Raw genomic sequence first — 14,087 nt, 5'->3', positions numbered from 1 at the left:
TTTACATAGCCTATCGATGAATCATTCGTTGTAAGGTTATTTATCAATGATTGCTGAATTTTTAATCAATAGACGGTAATCTTGAAGAACACTTGCTGGGCGTACTCGATTCACTATGTCGTACGTTACCGGGAGACTGGTGACTTAAGGAGTTATCATGTTTGATATCGTCGAACTATCGCGGTTACAGTTCGCAATGACTGCGATGTACCACTTTTTGTTCGTCCCACTGACCCTGGGCATGGCGTTCCTGCTCGCCATCATGGAGTCTGTGTATGTGATGACCGGAAAGCAAATCTACAAGGACATGACCAAGTTCTGGGGTAAGCTTTTCGCCATTAACTTCGCACTGGGTGTTGCTACCGGACTGACCATGGAATTCCAGTTCGGTACAAACTGGGCCTATTACTCTCACTACGTCGGCGACATCTTTGGCGCCCCGCTTGCCATTGAAGCTTTAATCGCTTTTTTTCTTGAATCCACTTTTGTCGGCTTATTCTTTTTTGGCTGGGATCGTCTCAGCAAACGCCAGCACTTAACGGTAACCTGGCTGGTGGCCCTGGGTTCAAACTTCTCTGCATTGTGGATTCTGATTGCCAATGCCTGGATGCAAAACCCGGTCGGCGCTGAGTTCAATTTCGAAACCATGCGCATGGAGATGGTGAGTTTTGCTGAAGTGATCCTCAACCCGGTTGCGCAGGTGAAATTTGTTCACACTGTGGCATCAGGCTATGTCACTGGCGCCATGTTCATTCTGGGTGTCAGCTCTTACTACATTCTTAAAGGCCGCGATCTGCCGTTTGCCCGTCGTTCATTCGCGATTGCAGCTTCTTTCGGTATGGCCTCTATTCTGTCTGTGATCGTGCTGGGTGATGAATCCGGTTACGAGCTGGGTGATGTTCAAAAAGCAAAACTGGCTGCCATTGAAGCCGAGTGGCACACCGAAGAAGCCCCGGCGGCCTTCACTTTGTTTGGGATACCTAACCAGGACACCATGCATACCGATTACGCCATCAAGATCCCCTATGTGATGGGGATTATTGCGACGCGTTCATTCGACACTGAAGTGACGGGTTTGCGTGATCTGAAAGATGAACATGAAGTGCGTATCCGTAACGGTATGCAGGCCTATGGTTTGCTTGAGAAACTGCGTGCGGGTGACAAATCCCCTGAAAACATTGCTGCGTTCGATGCCGTGAAACACGATCTGGGTTATGGCCTGTTGCTGAAGCCTTATACCGACAGGGTCGTGGATGCCACGGAAGAGGATATCGCGCAAGCGGCGGCAGACTCTTTGCCGACCGTATGGCCGTTATTCTGGGCGTTCCGTATCATGGTCGGCTGTGGATTTATCATGCTGGGCGTATTCGCTGCGGCATTTATCCAAACCTGCCGTCATAAGATCACTGAGAAAAAATGGGTGCTCCGCGCGGCGCTGTATGCCATTCCACTGCCATGGATCGCCATTGAAGCGGGCTGGTTTGTCGCTGAGTATGGTCGCCAGCCCTGGGCGGTGGGTGAAATTTTGCCAACGGCTATGGCGGCGTCTGATCTGGCTGTCTCGGAAGTACTGACATCGATGGCTGCGATCATTGCTTTGTATACCTGTTTCCTGATTGCGGAAGTCTATCTGATGGTGAAATTCGCCCGTTTGGGTCCAAGCAGTCTGAAAACAGGGCGCTACCATTTTGAACAGAATGTCGCGCCGCATGACTTAACTGATAACCCAGTCATGAAGTGAGTCGGGACGGACAGGAGAATTAAAAATGTTTGATTACGAAGTGTTACGTCTTATCTGGTGGCTGCTGATTGGTGTCTTGTGCATCGGTTTTGCAGTGACAGACGGGTTTGACATGGGGGTCGGTGTGCTGACCAATATTATTGGTAAAACAGACACTGAGCGCCGCATCATGATTAACTCTATCGCCCCGCACTGGGACGGTAATCAGGTTTGGTTAATCACCGCTGGTGGCGCCTTATTTGCGGCCTGGCCCCTGGTTTATGCGACGGCTTTTTCCGGATTTTATCTGGCTATGGTGCTGACACTGGCAGCCCTCTGGCTGCGTCCTCTGGGCTTTGATTACCGTTCAAAAATTGAAGACCCTAAATGGCGTAACCTGTGGGATCGCGCGATCTTCATCGGTAGCCTGGTGCCGCCTGTAATCTTCGGTGTGGCCTTTGGTAACTTGCTGCAAGGTGTGCCTTTTGTGCTGAGTGAGCTGCTGATACCGAGTTACAAGGGATCATTCTTCGGTCTGCTTAATCCGTTTGCGTTGCTGTGTGGCATTGTCAGTCTGGCGATGATAGTGACGCAGGGCGCGGTATACCTGCAGATGAAAACCACGGAAGAGCTGCATGCTCGGGCACGAAACATTGCGCCGATCACCGCGTTAATCACCTTAGTCGCTTTTGTGCTGGCTGGATTCTGGGCGAAAAACATCGAAGGGTATGTGATTGCTTCTGAGCTGGTGAAGGATGCAGCGTCCAACCCGTTGAATAAAGAAGTGGTTCGCCAGACCGGCGCGCTGATGGCTAACTTTAATGCACAACCGCTGTTGTGGATTGCACCGGCACTGGGGGTGATCATGCCTTTGCTGACGGTTCTGGCGTGTCGTGCTGAACGGGCAGGTTTTGCATTCCTGTTCTCCAGTCTGACCATGGCGGGCATTATTCTGACTTTCGGCTTTGCAATGTTCCCGTTCATCATGCCGTCCAGCGAGATCCCCAACCACAGTCTGACACTCTGGGATTCGACATCCAGCGAACTGACACTGAACATTATGACAGTGGTGGCTTTTGTGATGGTTCCTATCATTCTGGCTTACACCTGCTGGTGTTATTACAAAATGTTTGGCCGTCTCGATAAGCAATATATCGAAGACAATAAAAATTCACTGTACTAAGGAGACTGACTATGTGGTATTTCGCCTGGATTCTGGGTGTTCTGTTAGCCTGCTCGTTCGGTATTATTAACGCACTGTGGTTAGAAACGACAGAGAATATGGATGCTGAAAACCAATCAGACAGTGAGTAATCGCATCGATACCTGGGTCAGAACAAGCCATGCCTGGCTGGCGCACGGTACGCTGCATGTGCTGGCCCTGATGATGGGACTGGTCACAGCCGGGCTTGTGCTTTGGGATCCTGTTTCGTTTGCCAAAGCGATCGGCGGTTTCGGCCCTGTTGTTTCTCCGGCGCTCATCTGGTCATGTTGTACCGCGATTATCTTCGGGGTCGGTTTTGTGCCTCGCCGCTGGTACTGGCAGCTGTTTTTCACGCCTTATGCCGCTTTACCCATATTAGCGGGCATATTATGGCTTCGACTGAGCTGAAGACATGCATTTGATGACACAGCCCGCTGAACATAGCGGGCTGTGCTTTATGTGACAGTATTTCCCGGAAATACCGACAAGGTCAAAAATTGAAAGGAAATAATACCGGCTGAAAGTCAGGGGTTTCATTCTCCAAATTAACTCCGGTATAGTTGTGGCTGGATTACCTGCTGACGTCATTTTTTTGGCGTCAGATATGCATCATCATTAGTGGTCGTGGGATGACAGAAGAAAACGCCTTTGATTGGCCAATCACTATTTATATTGAAGACACAGACACTGGCGGCATTGTTTATCATGCCAATTATCTTAAATTTTTTGAGCGTGGCCGAACGGAACTATTCAGAAGTTTTGGGGTCAGCTTACAGGACATGTTAGCGCAAGGTTTCAGTTTCGTGGTGCGCCATCTTGAAATTGATTACCTGAAAGGTGCCAGATTAGACGATCAGCTCAAGGTTCGTACCTGGCCGTTGAAAGTACGCAGAGCCTCCATCGAATTTTGTCAGATTTTAGTAAACAATGAAGGGCAATGCTTGTGTAAAGCTACTGTTCAGGTAGCCTGTGTCAACCCTCATTCAATGAAACCCATTGTGATACCAGAACATATACTGTCGGAGATAGCCTAAGTGAGTGCTGAACTTTCTATTCTGGATTTGTTTTTGCAGGCGAGCCTGCTGGTCAAAATTGTTATGCTGATCCTGTTGGGAATGTCGGTCATCTCCTGGGCGATGATTGTGAAACGTTCACAGGTATTGTCTCAGGCAGCCTCAAAAGCCGAGCGCTTTGAAGATCGTTTCTGGTCTGGCATTGATTTATCTCATCTGTTCCAGGAAGTGCAGAGCCGTAAAGATAATCTGAGCGGAACGGAACAGATTTTTTATGCAGGCTTTAAAGAGTTTGCCCGTTTGCACCGTAATAATGGCAAAGCGCCAGAATCTGTGATGGAAGGTGCTGGCCGTGCGATGCGTGTATCACTGTCGCGGGAAGTGGAAGAAATGGAAACCAATCTGCCGTTTCTGGCCACAGTCGGCTCTATCAGTCCATATATCGGCCTGTTTGGTACCGTATGGGGTATTATGCACGCCTTTATTGCCCTGGGTGCAGTAAAGCAGGCCACGCTGGCGATGGTTGCGCCGGGTATTGCAGAGGCACTGGTTGCAACGGCGATGGGTCTGTTTGCCGCTATCCCGGCTGTGATGTTTTATAACCGACTGACGAACAAGGTTGCCAAGCTGGAACATAACTACGCCACCTTTATGGAAGAATTTTCCAGCATTTTGCACCGTCAGGCGTTTGCTGCGAACCAGGAGTAAGCATCATGGCGGCTTATCAACCGAAAAAGCGCAAGATGACAGCGGAAATCAATGTGGTGCCATACATTGATGTCATGCTGGTGCTCCTGATTATCTTTATGGTGACCGCGCCATTTGTGACTCAGGGTGTCGATGTCGAGCTACCGGCCACGCAGACGGCAAAAACGGCCGCTGAACTGGCCGGTGAAAATGACAGCGGTGCCCCTATTATTGTTGAAGTCGATAAAGACGGGCAACTGGGTCTGAGCGTCAATAACGATGACATGATACGCGGCCTGCAACTGACGGAGCTGCTGACGCGCGTGAAAGCCGAATTGCAGCTGAATCCGAAAACACCCGTCATGGTGGGGGGCGATGCCAGAGTCCCTTACTCAGCGATTATCGAAACGCTGGATGCCTTGAATCAGGCTGGTGTTGGTTCTGTCGGTCTGATGACTGAGCCATTGGAGCAGTAGGGACGTAAATGAAGAAAAACAACTATACAGTTGCCATCATTATTTCGTTATTTTTCCATGCTGTTCTGATTGCTGCTTTGATTTGGGGAACGGATTTTACCATGTCGAAGCCCAAACCTCAGGGTTCGACGATTCAGGCCGTTGTCGTTGATCCGGCTTTGGTAAATCAGCAGGCCCGTCAGTTTCGTGAGCAGCGAGATGCGGCCAAAAAAGCGGAGCAAGAGCGTCTTGAGCGCCTTGAACGCCAGGCTGCGGCACTGGAACAGCAACGCCAGGCTGAAGAGGAGCGTATTCGTAAACTGAGAGCGGATAAACTTCAGGCTGAAAAAGCGGCGCGCGAAGCGGATGCGGAAAGGGAACGGATCTCTCGTGAAAAAGAAAAAGCTGCGGAAGCGAAGCGTCAGGCAGACGAACAAGCCAAGTTGGCTCGTGAAGAAGCAAAAAAAGCGGAAGCTGAACGTCAGGCTAAGTTAAAAGCTAAACAGGAAGCGGAAGAAGCAACGCGCAAAGCTGAACTTGCACGTCAGCAGAAGATTGAAGAGCAAAAACGTGCGGAAGAAGCGGCTCGTCAGGCTGAAGCTGATCGTCAGGCGAAAGTAGCGGCCAAGAAGAAAGCGGAAGAAGAAGCACGTAAAGCAGAAGCTGCCCGTAAAGAAGCCGAACGCAAAGCGAAAGAAGCAAAAGCCCTGCAGCGGCAGCAGGAAGCCGCCCTGAATGACATGTTTGCAGGTCTGGAAGCGGAAACCGAGCAGCGCGGCAGTGCGAAAGGGCAGTTCATCGCGGATGAAACGGCCCGTTACGGTGAAATTTACAAGCAGATGATTCAGCAAAATTTGCTGTTTGAGCAAAATTTCTCGGGTAAAGAATGTAACCTGCAAATGCGACTGTCTGTGAGCGGCCTGCTGCTGGATGTGTCGGATGTGGGTGGCGATACAGGTTTGTGTCGTGCGGCCAAAGCGGCCGTTGTCAAAGTCAGCCAGTTTCCCATGCCAGAAGATCCGGCTGTGGTGGAAAAACTGCGTTCAATTCGCTTAACCGTGAAGCCAGTAAGTTAAGAGGGAAAGCTAATGAAGCGTTGGATTTTGGGCTTGTGTGCCGCCCTGCTCACCATGAGCCAACTGGCACATGCTGAACTGGAACTGGTGATTACTGAAGGTGTCGATTCGGCACGCCCCATCGGTATTATTCCCTTTCAATGGGAAGGCGGTGGTGCCGCACCTGTGGATATGGCGTCTGTGATTGCCTCGGATTTACGTCGCAGTGGCAAATTCAGCCCTGTCGCCCCAAATGCCATGCCGCAAACGCCGACCAGTGAAGCAGATATCAATTATGCCGCCTGGACTGCACTAGGTGTCGATGCACTGGTTACAGGCTCGGTCAGCAAGAACGCTGATGGTAATTATGTGATCAATTACCAGCTGATTGATGTGGTGCGCGGTCAGCTCACCAATGGCGAGAGTCGTGGTCTGGAAGACGGCAAACTGGTTCAGACCAGTGATCACGTTTTGCTGAATAACCGAGCGACTGTCAGAACCAACCGTCTGCGTCAGTACGCGCACCGGATCTCGGATGTGGTGTATGAAAAACTGACCGGTGAAAAAGGGGCGTTTCTGACGCGCATTTCTTATGTGGTCATCGACGATAATTCGGATTATCCGTACCAGCTACGCATTGCAGATTACGATGGTTATAACGAACAGTTGGTGCTGAAATCCAAACAACCACTGATGTCACCGTCCTGGTCGCCTGACGGTAACAAACTGGCTTACGTAAGTTTTGAAAACCAGCAGTCTCAGATTTTTATCATGGACATTACGAATGGCACCCGTGAAATGGTCGCCTCATTCCCTAGACACAATGGTTCACCGCGTTTTTCCCCTGACGGGAAGAAACTGGCCATGGTCTTGTCGAAAAGTGGGAGTTTGCAAGTCTACGTGATGGACTTACAGACGAAAGCGATGAAACAGGTGACGGACGGGCGTGCTAACAACACGGAAGCGTTTTGGGATCCAAGCGGTCAATCTATGATTTTCACGTCAGACAGAGGTGGTAAACCTCAGATATATCGAGTAAATTTAGCTGACGGTTCGACTGAGCGTCTGACATGGCAAGGATCGCAAAATCTCGGTGGTCAGCTGACTCCAGATGGCCGTTATTTGGTAATGGTGAACCGATCGGACTCGGGTTACAACATTGCCAAACAGGATTTGAAAACAGGGGCTGTACAGATTTTGACAAAAACATTTTTGGATGAATCGCCAAGCATTGCCCCGAACGGCGGCATGGTTATCTACAGCTCGGTAAATAACAAATCCAACGAGTTGTCTCTGGTATCAATTGATGGTCGTTTTAAGGCTCGTTTACCGGCTACCAGTGGACGAGTAAGAGCGCCATCTTGGGGACCGTTCTTATAGGGTTCACTGCAATATAGCGATAAATAAGGAAAAAAAATGCAACTGAATAAAGTTTTAAAGGGTTTGGCAATTGCGCTGCCAATGTTTACTCTGGCTGCTTGTAGTTCTACCGACAGCACAGACAGTTCTGCCGCTCAAACGAACACTGGCGCTGGCACCACTGGCTCAGAAACCACAGTTGTAACACCTGTAGATTCTGGTTCAGCGGCGATGTCAGAGCAAGAAATCCGCAACCAGCAACTGCGTCAGGAACAAACTGTATACTTCCAGTTTGACAACGCTGAAATTCAAGCCAGCTACCAGGCGATGCTTGAAGCACATGCTGAATACCTGCGTAACAACAGCGGTGTGAAAATTGTAGTAGAAGGTCATGCTGATGAGCGTGGTACGCCAGAATACAACATCGCACTGGGCGAGCGTCGTGCCAATGCTGTTGCGAAGTACCTGCAGGCACTGGGTGTGTCTTCAAGCCAGATCTCTATCGTAAGCTACGGTGAAGAGAAGCCGCTGGTACTGGGCCACACTGACGCCGATTACGCGAAGAACCGTCGTTCGGTTCTGGTTTACTAATTAAGGTTATGAAAATGAACAGTAACATGATGCGTTATCTCGCATTAACGTTGCTGATTGGTGCGGCGACCCCTGTGGTCGCCGCACCTGCTCCTGTTTCTGAGCTCAAAGGCAGCTCATCAAGCAGCGAAAGCAGTCTGCAACGTTTAGAACGTATGTTCGAGGCGCGTAGCCAGATGCAACTGGATATGCAGCGTCAACTTGATGAATTGTCCCGTGAAGTTGGCGATTTACGCGGTATGGTTGAACGTAACAGTTATGATATGAAGCAAATGCTGGAACGCCAGCGCGAGCTCTATCGTGAAATTGACAAATTAAGCCGTGAGCAACCTGCTGCCGCCAAAGCTGAGAAATCAGATGCAGCCGGCGGTGAAACCTATGCTGCCAGTGCTGATGAAAATACCGCCTATGAAAGTGCCGTGAATTTAATCCTGAAAGAAAAGGATTATGAGGGTGCGGTAACGGCGTTCAACGGATTTTTGACGACTTATCCTGATTCTGTGTACGCGGCCAATGCGCATTACTGGCTTGGGCAGCTTTATTTTACCCAGAATAAGATGGCGGATGCTCAAACACACTTCGAAGCGGTTGCCAGTTTCAAAGACTCGAATAAACGCGCCGATGCGCTGTTGAAGATGGGTGTGTTAGCCGAGCGTGGCAACAAACCGGATGTCGCGAAAAAGCTCTATCAGCAGGTCGTGGCAGAATATCCCAATACTGCAACATCCCAACAAGCCGAAAAAAGCCTGAAAAATCTTAAATAACTAGATGTCAGCCTTTGACTCTGCCTCACCGCTAACCTCTCAAAAATTGGGTTAGCGGTGTCGTTTACCCTTGCTATGCCTTATCCAGATTAGTATTACAGCGTCATTGCAGTGTATAATGCGCGGATTGTAAGGACGAGCTGGTAGAGCAAGACGTAATGAGCCTGACATTTGACCCTTCAGAAATGGTGTACCCATTTCCGCCGAAACCGATTCCACTGACTCAAAGCGAGCAGGTGGATTACAAAGCGAAAATCAAAGCGCTGCTTGAAGAAAAAGAAGCAGTGTTGATCGCCCATTACTACACCGATCCTGAAATCCAGGCCCTGGCCGAGGAAACCGGTGGTTTTGTCGGTGATTCGCTGGAAATGGCACGATTTGGTAATCAACATCCTGCGAAAACCCTGATTATTTGTGGTGTGCGTTTCATGGGGGAATCGGCCAAGATTCTTACCCCAGAAAAACACGTGTTGATGCCGACGCTGGAAGCGGAATGTTCTCTGGATCTGGGTTGCCCGGAAAAAGAATTCAGCGAATTCTGCGATGCGCACCCTGATCATACTGTCGTGGTGTACGCGAATACGTCTGCGGCGGTCAAAGCACGCGCTGACTGGGTTGTGACGTCCAGTATTGCGCTGGAGATTGTCGAGCATCTGGACGCTGAAGGTAAGCCGATCATCTGGGGACCGGACCGCCATTTAGGCAGTTACATTCAGAAGAAAACAGGCGCAGAGATGCTGTTATGGCAAGGTGAGTGTGTGGTTCATGATGAGTTTTCCGCCAAAGCGCTGAAAGACATGAAGCACCTGCATCCGGATGCGGCGATTCTGGTCCACCCTGAATCACCAGCGAGTGTTGTTGCTCTAGCGGATGCTGTCGGGTCTACCAGTCAGTTGATCAAAGCTGCTAAAAGTCTTCCGCAACAAAAGCTGATTGTTGCAACCGACAAAGGCATTTTCTTCAAAATGCAGCAGATGGTGCCAGAAAAAGAGCTGATTGAGGCGCCGACGGCTGGCGCTGGTGCGACTTGCCGAAGCTGTGCACATTGTCCCTGGATGGCGATGAACGGCTTGAAAGCCATTGAAGCGGCTTTACGCGAAGGTGGCGAGAAGCATGAGATCTTTGTGGATGAAGCCATCCGTGTGAAGTCGCTGATCCCGCTGAACCGTATGCTGGATTTTGCCGCATCACTGCAATTGCAAGTGAAAGGCAACGCCTGACCGAACAGAATTTGGATTCACTGAAAAAAAGCGACCAGAGGGTCGCTTTTTTTATGCCATTCAGTCTAGGTGAAGGGATGCGCACTTCGCGTGGTCCGGTTGTGAAAAGCCGATACTGAGCTGGCGTCAGTCATTGTCGACACACAGAGCGACTGCTTGACTGACTGATAGATAACAAAATAAATCATATTTGTAACATTTAGTGGTACCTGAGATCTCATTGTCAGTATTTTTTTGTTGATCATATATGCCAACAAGGCAATAACATTTGTGGGATAAAAAATAATGTCATAACCCGACTAACTATCTGATAATCAGGATCATCATTATGCTTACACAATTCAGAAAGGGCTGGCTGGCCTTCACGACAACAGCATTACTGACACTTTCTGTTCAGGCGAGTGCGGAAAATTACACCATAGGCACAGGCAGCCAGAGTGGGACTTACTACCCGTTAGGCGGCATGCTGGCCAAGATCTGGAGTGAGAATATTGATAACTTTGATATGCGGGCTGAAGTCACTGCCGCTTCAGTAGAGAACGTGATCAAAGTATCGACTCATAAGCAACTGGCGGGTATTGCGATGGGCAATGTGGTCGAGCAGGCCTATGAAGGCACGAAACCCTTTCCGAGAAAAATGGACGCAGTCGTCTTGTTTGCTTTATATCCTAATGTTGTCCAGTTTATGGTGCCTGCTGATTCAGATATCCACAGTATTACCGATCTGAAAGGGAAGAAGGTCTCACTGGGTGCGCCGGGGTCAGGTACGCGAGTCAGCGCGGTGAATATTCTGAATGCCTTGGGGGTTGAGGAAAAAGATATCCAGGCACAATCACTCAATTACACCGCGACTACCAGTGCCATTGCCAATGGTCAGATTGATGCCGGAGCGATTGTCGGCAGTCTGGGCGTTGGCGCAATCACAGAGCTGGCACTGACTCGTAACATCCGGATTTTGTCGTTTACCGAAGCGGATATGGCGAAAATCACTGCGGCTAACCCTTCATATCAATTGATCGAAGCTCCGGCTGACACCTATAAAAACGTTGCAAGCTTTAAGGCGCCGGCAATCTGGAATGTATTAGTGGTCAATAAAGATCTGGATAACAAGCTGGCGTATGAGATGACCAAAACCGCCTTCGAGAATATGGATAAGATTCGTAAAGCCATCAGCGTGACTCAATATACGACGCTGGAAAATATGAAGAAACTCGATGGTGTGCCATTGCATCCCGGTGCCCAGCAATATCTGGATGAGCAGTCTCAGTAAATAAGGTTGTTTTCAGAGGCTGGGCCGCACAGATCAGGGATCTGTCTCTCGGCCTTTGTGCTGAATTGGAGTCTTTATGTCAACGACAGCCACGGCCCGGCACGGGCAAAAGCTTGCTGATATGCTGATGAAAATAGCCGCTCTAGCGGCTATCGTTTTGTCTGCCTTTCAGATTTGGCAAGGGATGACGGCAGAGCTAGCGGCGCCTGTTTTTCGTCCGGTACACCTGAGCTGGATTCTGGTGTTAGTGTTTCTCACACAGCCGTTAATCAAAGAGAGCCATTCTTTTCCTTTATATCTCGCGGCACGCTGTGTCGATTTTGCGTTGTCGGCTGCCACCATCTGGGCGACCTGGCACATCATTCAGTTTGATTATGATGACATCAGCTTTTTGCTCGATGGTCTGAAAGGGCCAGATCAACTGGCTGGTTTGATCACGATTGTTGCCTTGCTGGAAGCGACCCGGCGTTCTGTCGGTATGGTGATGGTGGTGATAGCGGCGGTCTTTATCACTTATGCCCTGTTTGGTGATGCCTTGCCTTCTGGCATCGCCAGCAAAGGGTTTGAACTGGAAGAGCTCATCCGCTTCCATATTTTTTCCACCAACGGGGTGTACGGTGCGCCTTTAGCGATTGCGGCCGGGGTGGTGTTTATTTTCGTGCTCTTTGGTGCTTTTCTGCAGGTGACCGGCGCCGGGCAATTTTTTATCGATATTGCCTTTGCGGTTGCCGGAAAATACCGGGGCGGACCGGCAAAAGCCAGTGTGATCGCGTCGGCAGCGTTAGGCTCTATTTCTGGCTCTGCCATCGCCAACACAGTGACCACAGGCTCGTTAACGATTCCGATGATGAAAAAGCTGGGCTACAAGCCCGAGCAGGCAGCCGGTATTGAAGCCGCAGCATCGACTGGGGGGCAGATCATGCCGCCTGTGATGGGAGCGGGCGCCTTTGTGATGGCGCAGTTTACGGGGATCCCTTACAGCGAAATATTGCTGGTGTCGATCGCACCTGCGATTTTGTATTTTGCCTGCACGCTGCTTTACGTTCACCTGATGGCCTGCAAGCTGGGGCTGGAAGGGATGGATGTCAAAGCCGGTGTGCGTGAAGTGCTCAAAAACGGCTGGCATTTTCTCGCCCCCTTGATTCTGGTCACTGCATTACTGATGATGAGTTACTCGCCGGAACTGGTCGGTATTGCAGGGTGTGTGGCTGTTCTGGTTTCCGCCTTGTGCCGTAAATCCAGCCGTGTCAGTCTGCGGCAAGTGCTTGAAGGTATGAAAGAAGGGGCATTGATGGCCCTGCCGATTTCCGTTGCCTGTGCAACAGCCGGTATCGTTGTTGGTGTTGTCGGACAAACCGGTATTGGCCTCCAGTTTACTCAGTTCCTGCTGGCGTTGTCTGGTGGTCATTTATGGTCGGTTCTTCTGCTGATTGGTCTGGCAGCTGTGGTTCTGGGGATGGGGCTGCCTGTAACTGCAGCGTATATTGTGCTGTCCGTGATGGCAGTGCCGGCGCTGAATGATTTTGGCTTACCGATACTGACGGCTCACATGATCGTTTTCTGGCTGTCACAAACGTCAAATGTCACACCACCGATTGCTCTGGCAGCTTTTGCCGGTGCCGGTATTGCCAATGCGTCGCCGATGCGATCCGCGGTACAGGCGTTTAAACTGGCTCAGGGTTTTTTCCTGATCCCGGCGATGATGGCATTTTCCGGGCTGATCCTGGGTGATGGGGAGACATTGCATTTTGTGATTGCTATTGCGACGACGGCAGCGCTGATTATCGCTTTTGCGGGGGGAATTGAGGGGCGGTTGATCCATCCGCTCAATAAGCCATTCAGACTGGTCCTGCTGGCTTTGGCGCTGATCATGCTGTTCATGGACGACTCAGTCAGATTAGCCGCTTTGACTGCTGTCATCGGTGTTGTAATTATTAACAGCAAGGTCAACCAGCAAAAGACAGAGATGAGTCACTGAGGATTGTTTCCTGTCAGTTGCATCCGCCGGGCAGTCATTTCTGCCCGGCGGTGGTTTTACTGATTTTCAGTCAGCTGTTGGGCGCGTTGAGTGAGGCCGCACAGCATAGGAGGAATGGCTTTGAAGATTTCTTCAAATTGTGCCAGACCTTCGGCGCCTTGTTCAGACAAGGCGGCCATGGCACTTTCCGGATCATACAGCAGGCTGACCGACAGCAGCACACCGCCGAGCAGGGCATTGTCCTGGCTGTTTTCCGGCATGATGGTTTCCCAGTCATCCCGCGCCAGTTGCCAGCCTTGTAATACACCTTCGGCAAATTCACGGGTAGCAGGCGTGACCAGTTCTCTGTCGTCCAAATCACAGCCTTCAGGCCATTCCCAGCGATTGGACAACAGGGCCTGACGCGCATCGTTCCAGATCTGAACGATGGCGTTGGCATAATTTTCCAATGCTTCATGACTGGTAAATGGGGAGGTTTCATCGCCACCCCACAGGTACGCCAGCCATTCAGCCGGATCCAGTAAATGAGGGGCCGCTGCCATTGCAGTGACAAAGCCGCGGGTTTGATGCTCAGACAGCAGATGCTGGCTTAGTTCAGGGTCTTGCAAAATTGCCGAGAGTTGCGCAGACATGATCAGTTTCTCTTTCAAATGGGCAGGCACGCTGTTCCAGCGTCCGTGAGCAGAATAACGGTATTGTAGCAGGGAGAAGCAGAAGACATAGCCTTGTGACGGGAAAACATGGAAAAAGGGAGCTGTGAGCCGGTCAGTG

Annotated in this window: 15 protein-coding genes; 14 read left to right on the top strand and 1 reads right to left on the bottom strand. The window is 50.4% G+C overall.

Annotation, left to right across the window (positions count from 1 at the left end):
• The first annotated feature begins 157 nt into the window (after positions 1-157).
• The 14 genes from cydA (at position 158) to LN341_RS09995 (ending at position 13,316) form a co-directional block, all read left to right on the top strand.
• Positions 158-1,741, top strand: coding sequence for a cytochrome ubiquinol oxidase subunit I (cydA, locus tag LN341_RS10060; protein ID WP_046222332.1), 1,584 nt, complete (start codon positions 158-160; stop codon positions 1,739-1,741).
• Between the two features lie 25 nt (positions 1,742-1,766).
• Positions 1,767-2,903, top strand: a complete 1,137-nt coding sequence (gene cydB / locus LN341_RS10055; RefSeq protein ID WP_046222333.1) for a cytochrome d ubiquinol oxidase subunit II — start codon at positions 1,767-1,769, stop codon at positions 2,901-2,903.
• A gap of 11 nt (positions 2,904-2,914) precedes the next feature.
• Complete coding sequence (gene cydX / locus LN341_RS10050) at positions 2,915-3,034, top strand: cytochrome bd-I oxidase subunit CydX (RefSeq protein WP_046222334.1); 120 nt, start codon at positions 2,915-2,917, stop codon at positions 3,032-3,034.
• On the top strand, positions 3,006-3,332 hold the full coding sequence (locus tag LN341_RS10045; protein ID WP_234203209.1) for a cyd operon YbgE family protein: 327 nt from the start codon (positions 3,006-3,008) through the stop codon (positions 3,330-3,332). Before cydX ends, LN341_RS10045 begins: the two co-directional genes overlap by 29 nt.
• A gap of 221 nt (positions 3,333-3,553) precedes the next feature.
• Positions 3,554-3,958, top strand: coding sequence for a tol-pal system-associated acyl-CoA thioesterase (gene ybgC / locus LN341_RS10040; RefSeq protein WP_234203208.1), 405 nt, complete (start codon positions 3,554-3,556; stop codon positions 3,956-3,958).
• Positions 3,959-4,645, top strand: a complete 687-nt coding sequence (gene tolQ, locus LN341_RS10035; RefSeq protein ID WP_046222336.1) for a protein TolQ — start codon at positions 3,959-3,961, stop codon at positions 4,643-4,645.
• Between the two features lie 5 nt (positions 4,646-4,650).
• Positions 4,651-5,100, top strand: a complete 450-nt coding sequence (gene tolR / locus LN341_RS10030) for a protein TolR (RefSeq protein ID WP_046222337.1) — start codon at positions 4,651-4,653, stop codon at positions 5,098-5,100.
• A gap of 8 nt (positions 5,101-5,108) precedes the next feature.
• Positions 5,109-6,155, top strand: a complete 1,047-nt coding sequence (gene tolA, locus LN341_RS10025) for a cell envelope integrity protein TolA (protein WP_046222338.1) — start codon at positions 5,109-5,111, stop codon at positions 6,153-6,155.
• A gap of 12 nt (positions 6,156-6,167) precedes the next feature.
• Positions 6,168-7,514: a Tol-Pal system beta propeller repeat protein TolB gene (gene tolB / locus LN341_RS10020; RefSeq protein ID WP_046222339.1), complete on the top strand. Its 1,347-nt coding sequence runs from the start codon at positions 6,168-6,170 to the stop codon at positions 7,512-7,514.
• Between the two features lie 36 nt (positions 7,515-7,550).
• A complete protein-coding gene (gene pal, locus LN341_RS10015) occupies positions 7,551-8,084 on the top strand; it encodes a peptidoglycan-associated lipoprotein Pal (protein WP_046222340.1) in 534 nt (177 codons plus the stop codon).
• Between the two features lie 14 nt (positions 8,085-8,098).
• Positions 8,099-8,848 carry a tol-pal system protein YbgF gene (gene ybgF / locus LN341_RS10010; RefSeq protein ID WP_046222341.1) on the top strand — a complete coding sequence of 250 codons (750 nt, stop codon included), beginning with the start codon at positions 8,099-8,101 and terminating at the stop codon, positions 8,846-8,848.
• Between the two features lie 158 nt (positions 8,849-9,006).
• Complete coding sequence (gene nadA / locus LN341_RS10005) at positions 9,007-10,068, top strand: quinolinate synthase NadA (RefSeq protein WP_046222342.1); 1,062 nt, start codon at positions 9,007-9,009, stop codon at positions 10,066-10,068.
• 328 nt (positions 10,069-10,396) lie between these two features.
• A complete protein-coding gene (locus tag LN341_RS10000) occupies positions 10,397-11,338 on the top strand; it encodes a TAXI family TRAP transporter solute-binding subunit (RefSeq protein WP_046222343.1) in 942 nt (313 codons plus the stop codon).
• Between the two features lie 76 nt (positions 11,339-11,414).
• On the top strand, positions 11,415-13,316 hold the full coding sequence (locus LN341_RS09995) for a TRAP transporter fused permease subunit (RefSeq protein ID WP_234203207.1): 1,902 nt from the start codon (positions 11,415-11,417) through the stop codon (positions 13,314-13,316).
• Positions 13,317-13,372: 56 nt separating this feature from the next.
• Here the strand turns inward: LN341_RS09995 and LN341_RS09990 are convergent, their stop codons facing one another.
• Positions 13,373-13,948 carry a UPF0149 family protein gene (locus tag LN341_RS09990; RefSeq protein WP_046222351.1) on the bottom strand — a complete coding sequence of 192 codons (576 nt, stop codon included), beginning with the start codon at positions 13,946-13,948 and terminating at the stop codon, positions 13,373-13,375.
• Positions 13,949-14,087 lie beyond the last annotated feature (139 nt).

Origin of the sequence: Photobacterium sp. TLY01, assembly GCF_021432065.1 — a bacterium.
Taxonomy (GTDB): domain Bacteria; phylum Pseudomonadota; class Gammaproteobacteria; order Enterobacterales; family Vibrionaceae; genus Photobacterium; species Photobacterium halotolerans_A.
This window is presented reverse-complemented; position numbering and strand designations above follow the sequence as displayed.

What these genes read in the sequence shown, in the direction of transcription:
- cydA (WP_046222332.1), top strand. Translation starts at nt 158, where the DNA reads ATGTTTGATATCGTCGAACTATCGCGGTTACAGTTCGCAATGACTGCG.
- cydB (WP_046222333.1), top strand. Translation starts at nt 1,767, where the DNA reads ATGTTTGATTACGAAGTGTTACGTCTTATCTGGTGGCTGCTGATTGGT.
- cydX (WP_046222334.1), top strand. Translation starts at nt 2,915, where the DNA reads ATGTGGTATTTCGCCTGGATTCTGGGTGTTCTGTTAGCCTGCTCGTTC.
- LN341_RS10045 (WP_234203209.1), top strand. Translation starts at nt 3,006, where the DNA reads ATGCTGAAAACCAATCAGACAGTGAGTAATCGCATCGATACCTGGGTC.
- ybgC (WP_234203208.1), top strand. Translation starts at nt 3,554, where the DNA reads ATGACAGAAGAAAACGCCTTTGATTGGCCAATCACTATTTATATTGAA.
- tolR (WP_046222337.1), top strand. Translation starts at nt 4,651, where the DNA reads ATGGCGGCTTATCAACCGAAAAAGCGCAAGATGACAGCGGAAATCAAT.
- tolA (WP_046222338.1), top strand. Translation starts at nt 5,109, where the DNA reads ATGAAGAAAAACAACTATACAGTTGCCATCATTATTTCGTTATTTTTC.
- tolB (WP_046222339.1), top strand. Translation starts at nt 6,168, where the DNA reads ATGAAGCGTTGGATTTTGGGCTTGTGTGCCGCCCTGCTCACCATGAGC.
- pal (WP_046222340.1), top strand. Translation starts at nt 7,551, where the DNA reads ATGCAACTGAATAAAGTTTTAAAGGGTTTGGCAATTGCGCTGCCAATG.
- ybgF (WP_046222341.1), top strand. Translation starts at nt 8,099, where the DNA reads ATGAACAGTAACATGATGCGTTATCTCGCATTAACGTTGCTGATTGGT.
- nadA (WP_046222342.1), top strand. Translation starts at nt 9,007, where the DNA reads ATGAGCCTGACATTTGACCCTTCAGAAATGGTGTACCCATTTCCGCCG.
- LN341_RS10000 (WP_046222343.1), top strand. Translation starts at nt 10,397, where the DNA reads ATGCTTACACAATTCAGAAAGGGCTGGCTGGCCTTCACGACAACAGCA.
- LN341_RS09995 (WP_234203207.1), top strand. Translation starts at nt 11,415, where the DNA reads ATGTCAACGACAGCCACGGCCCGGCACGGGCAAAAGCTTGCTGATATG.
- LN341_RS09990 (WP_046222351.1), bottom strand. Translation starts at nt 13,948, where the DNA reads ATGTCTGCGCAACTCTCGGCAATTTTGCAAGACCCTGAACTAAGCCAG.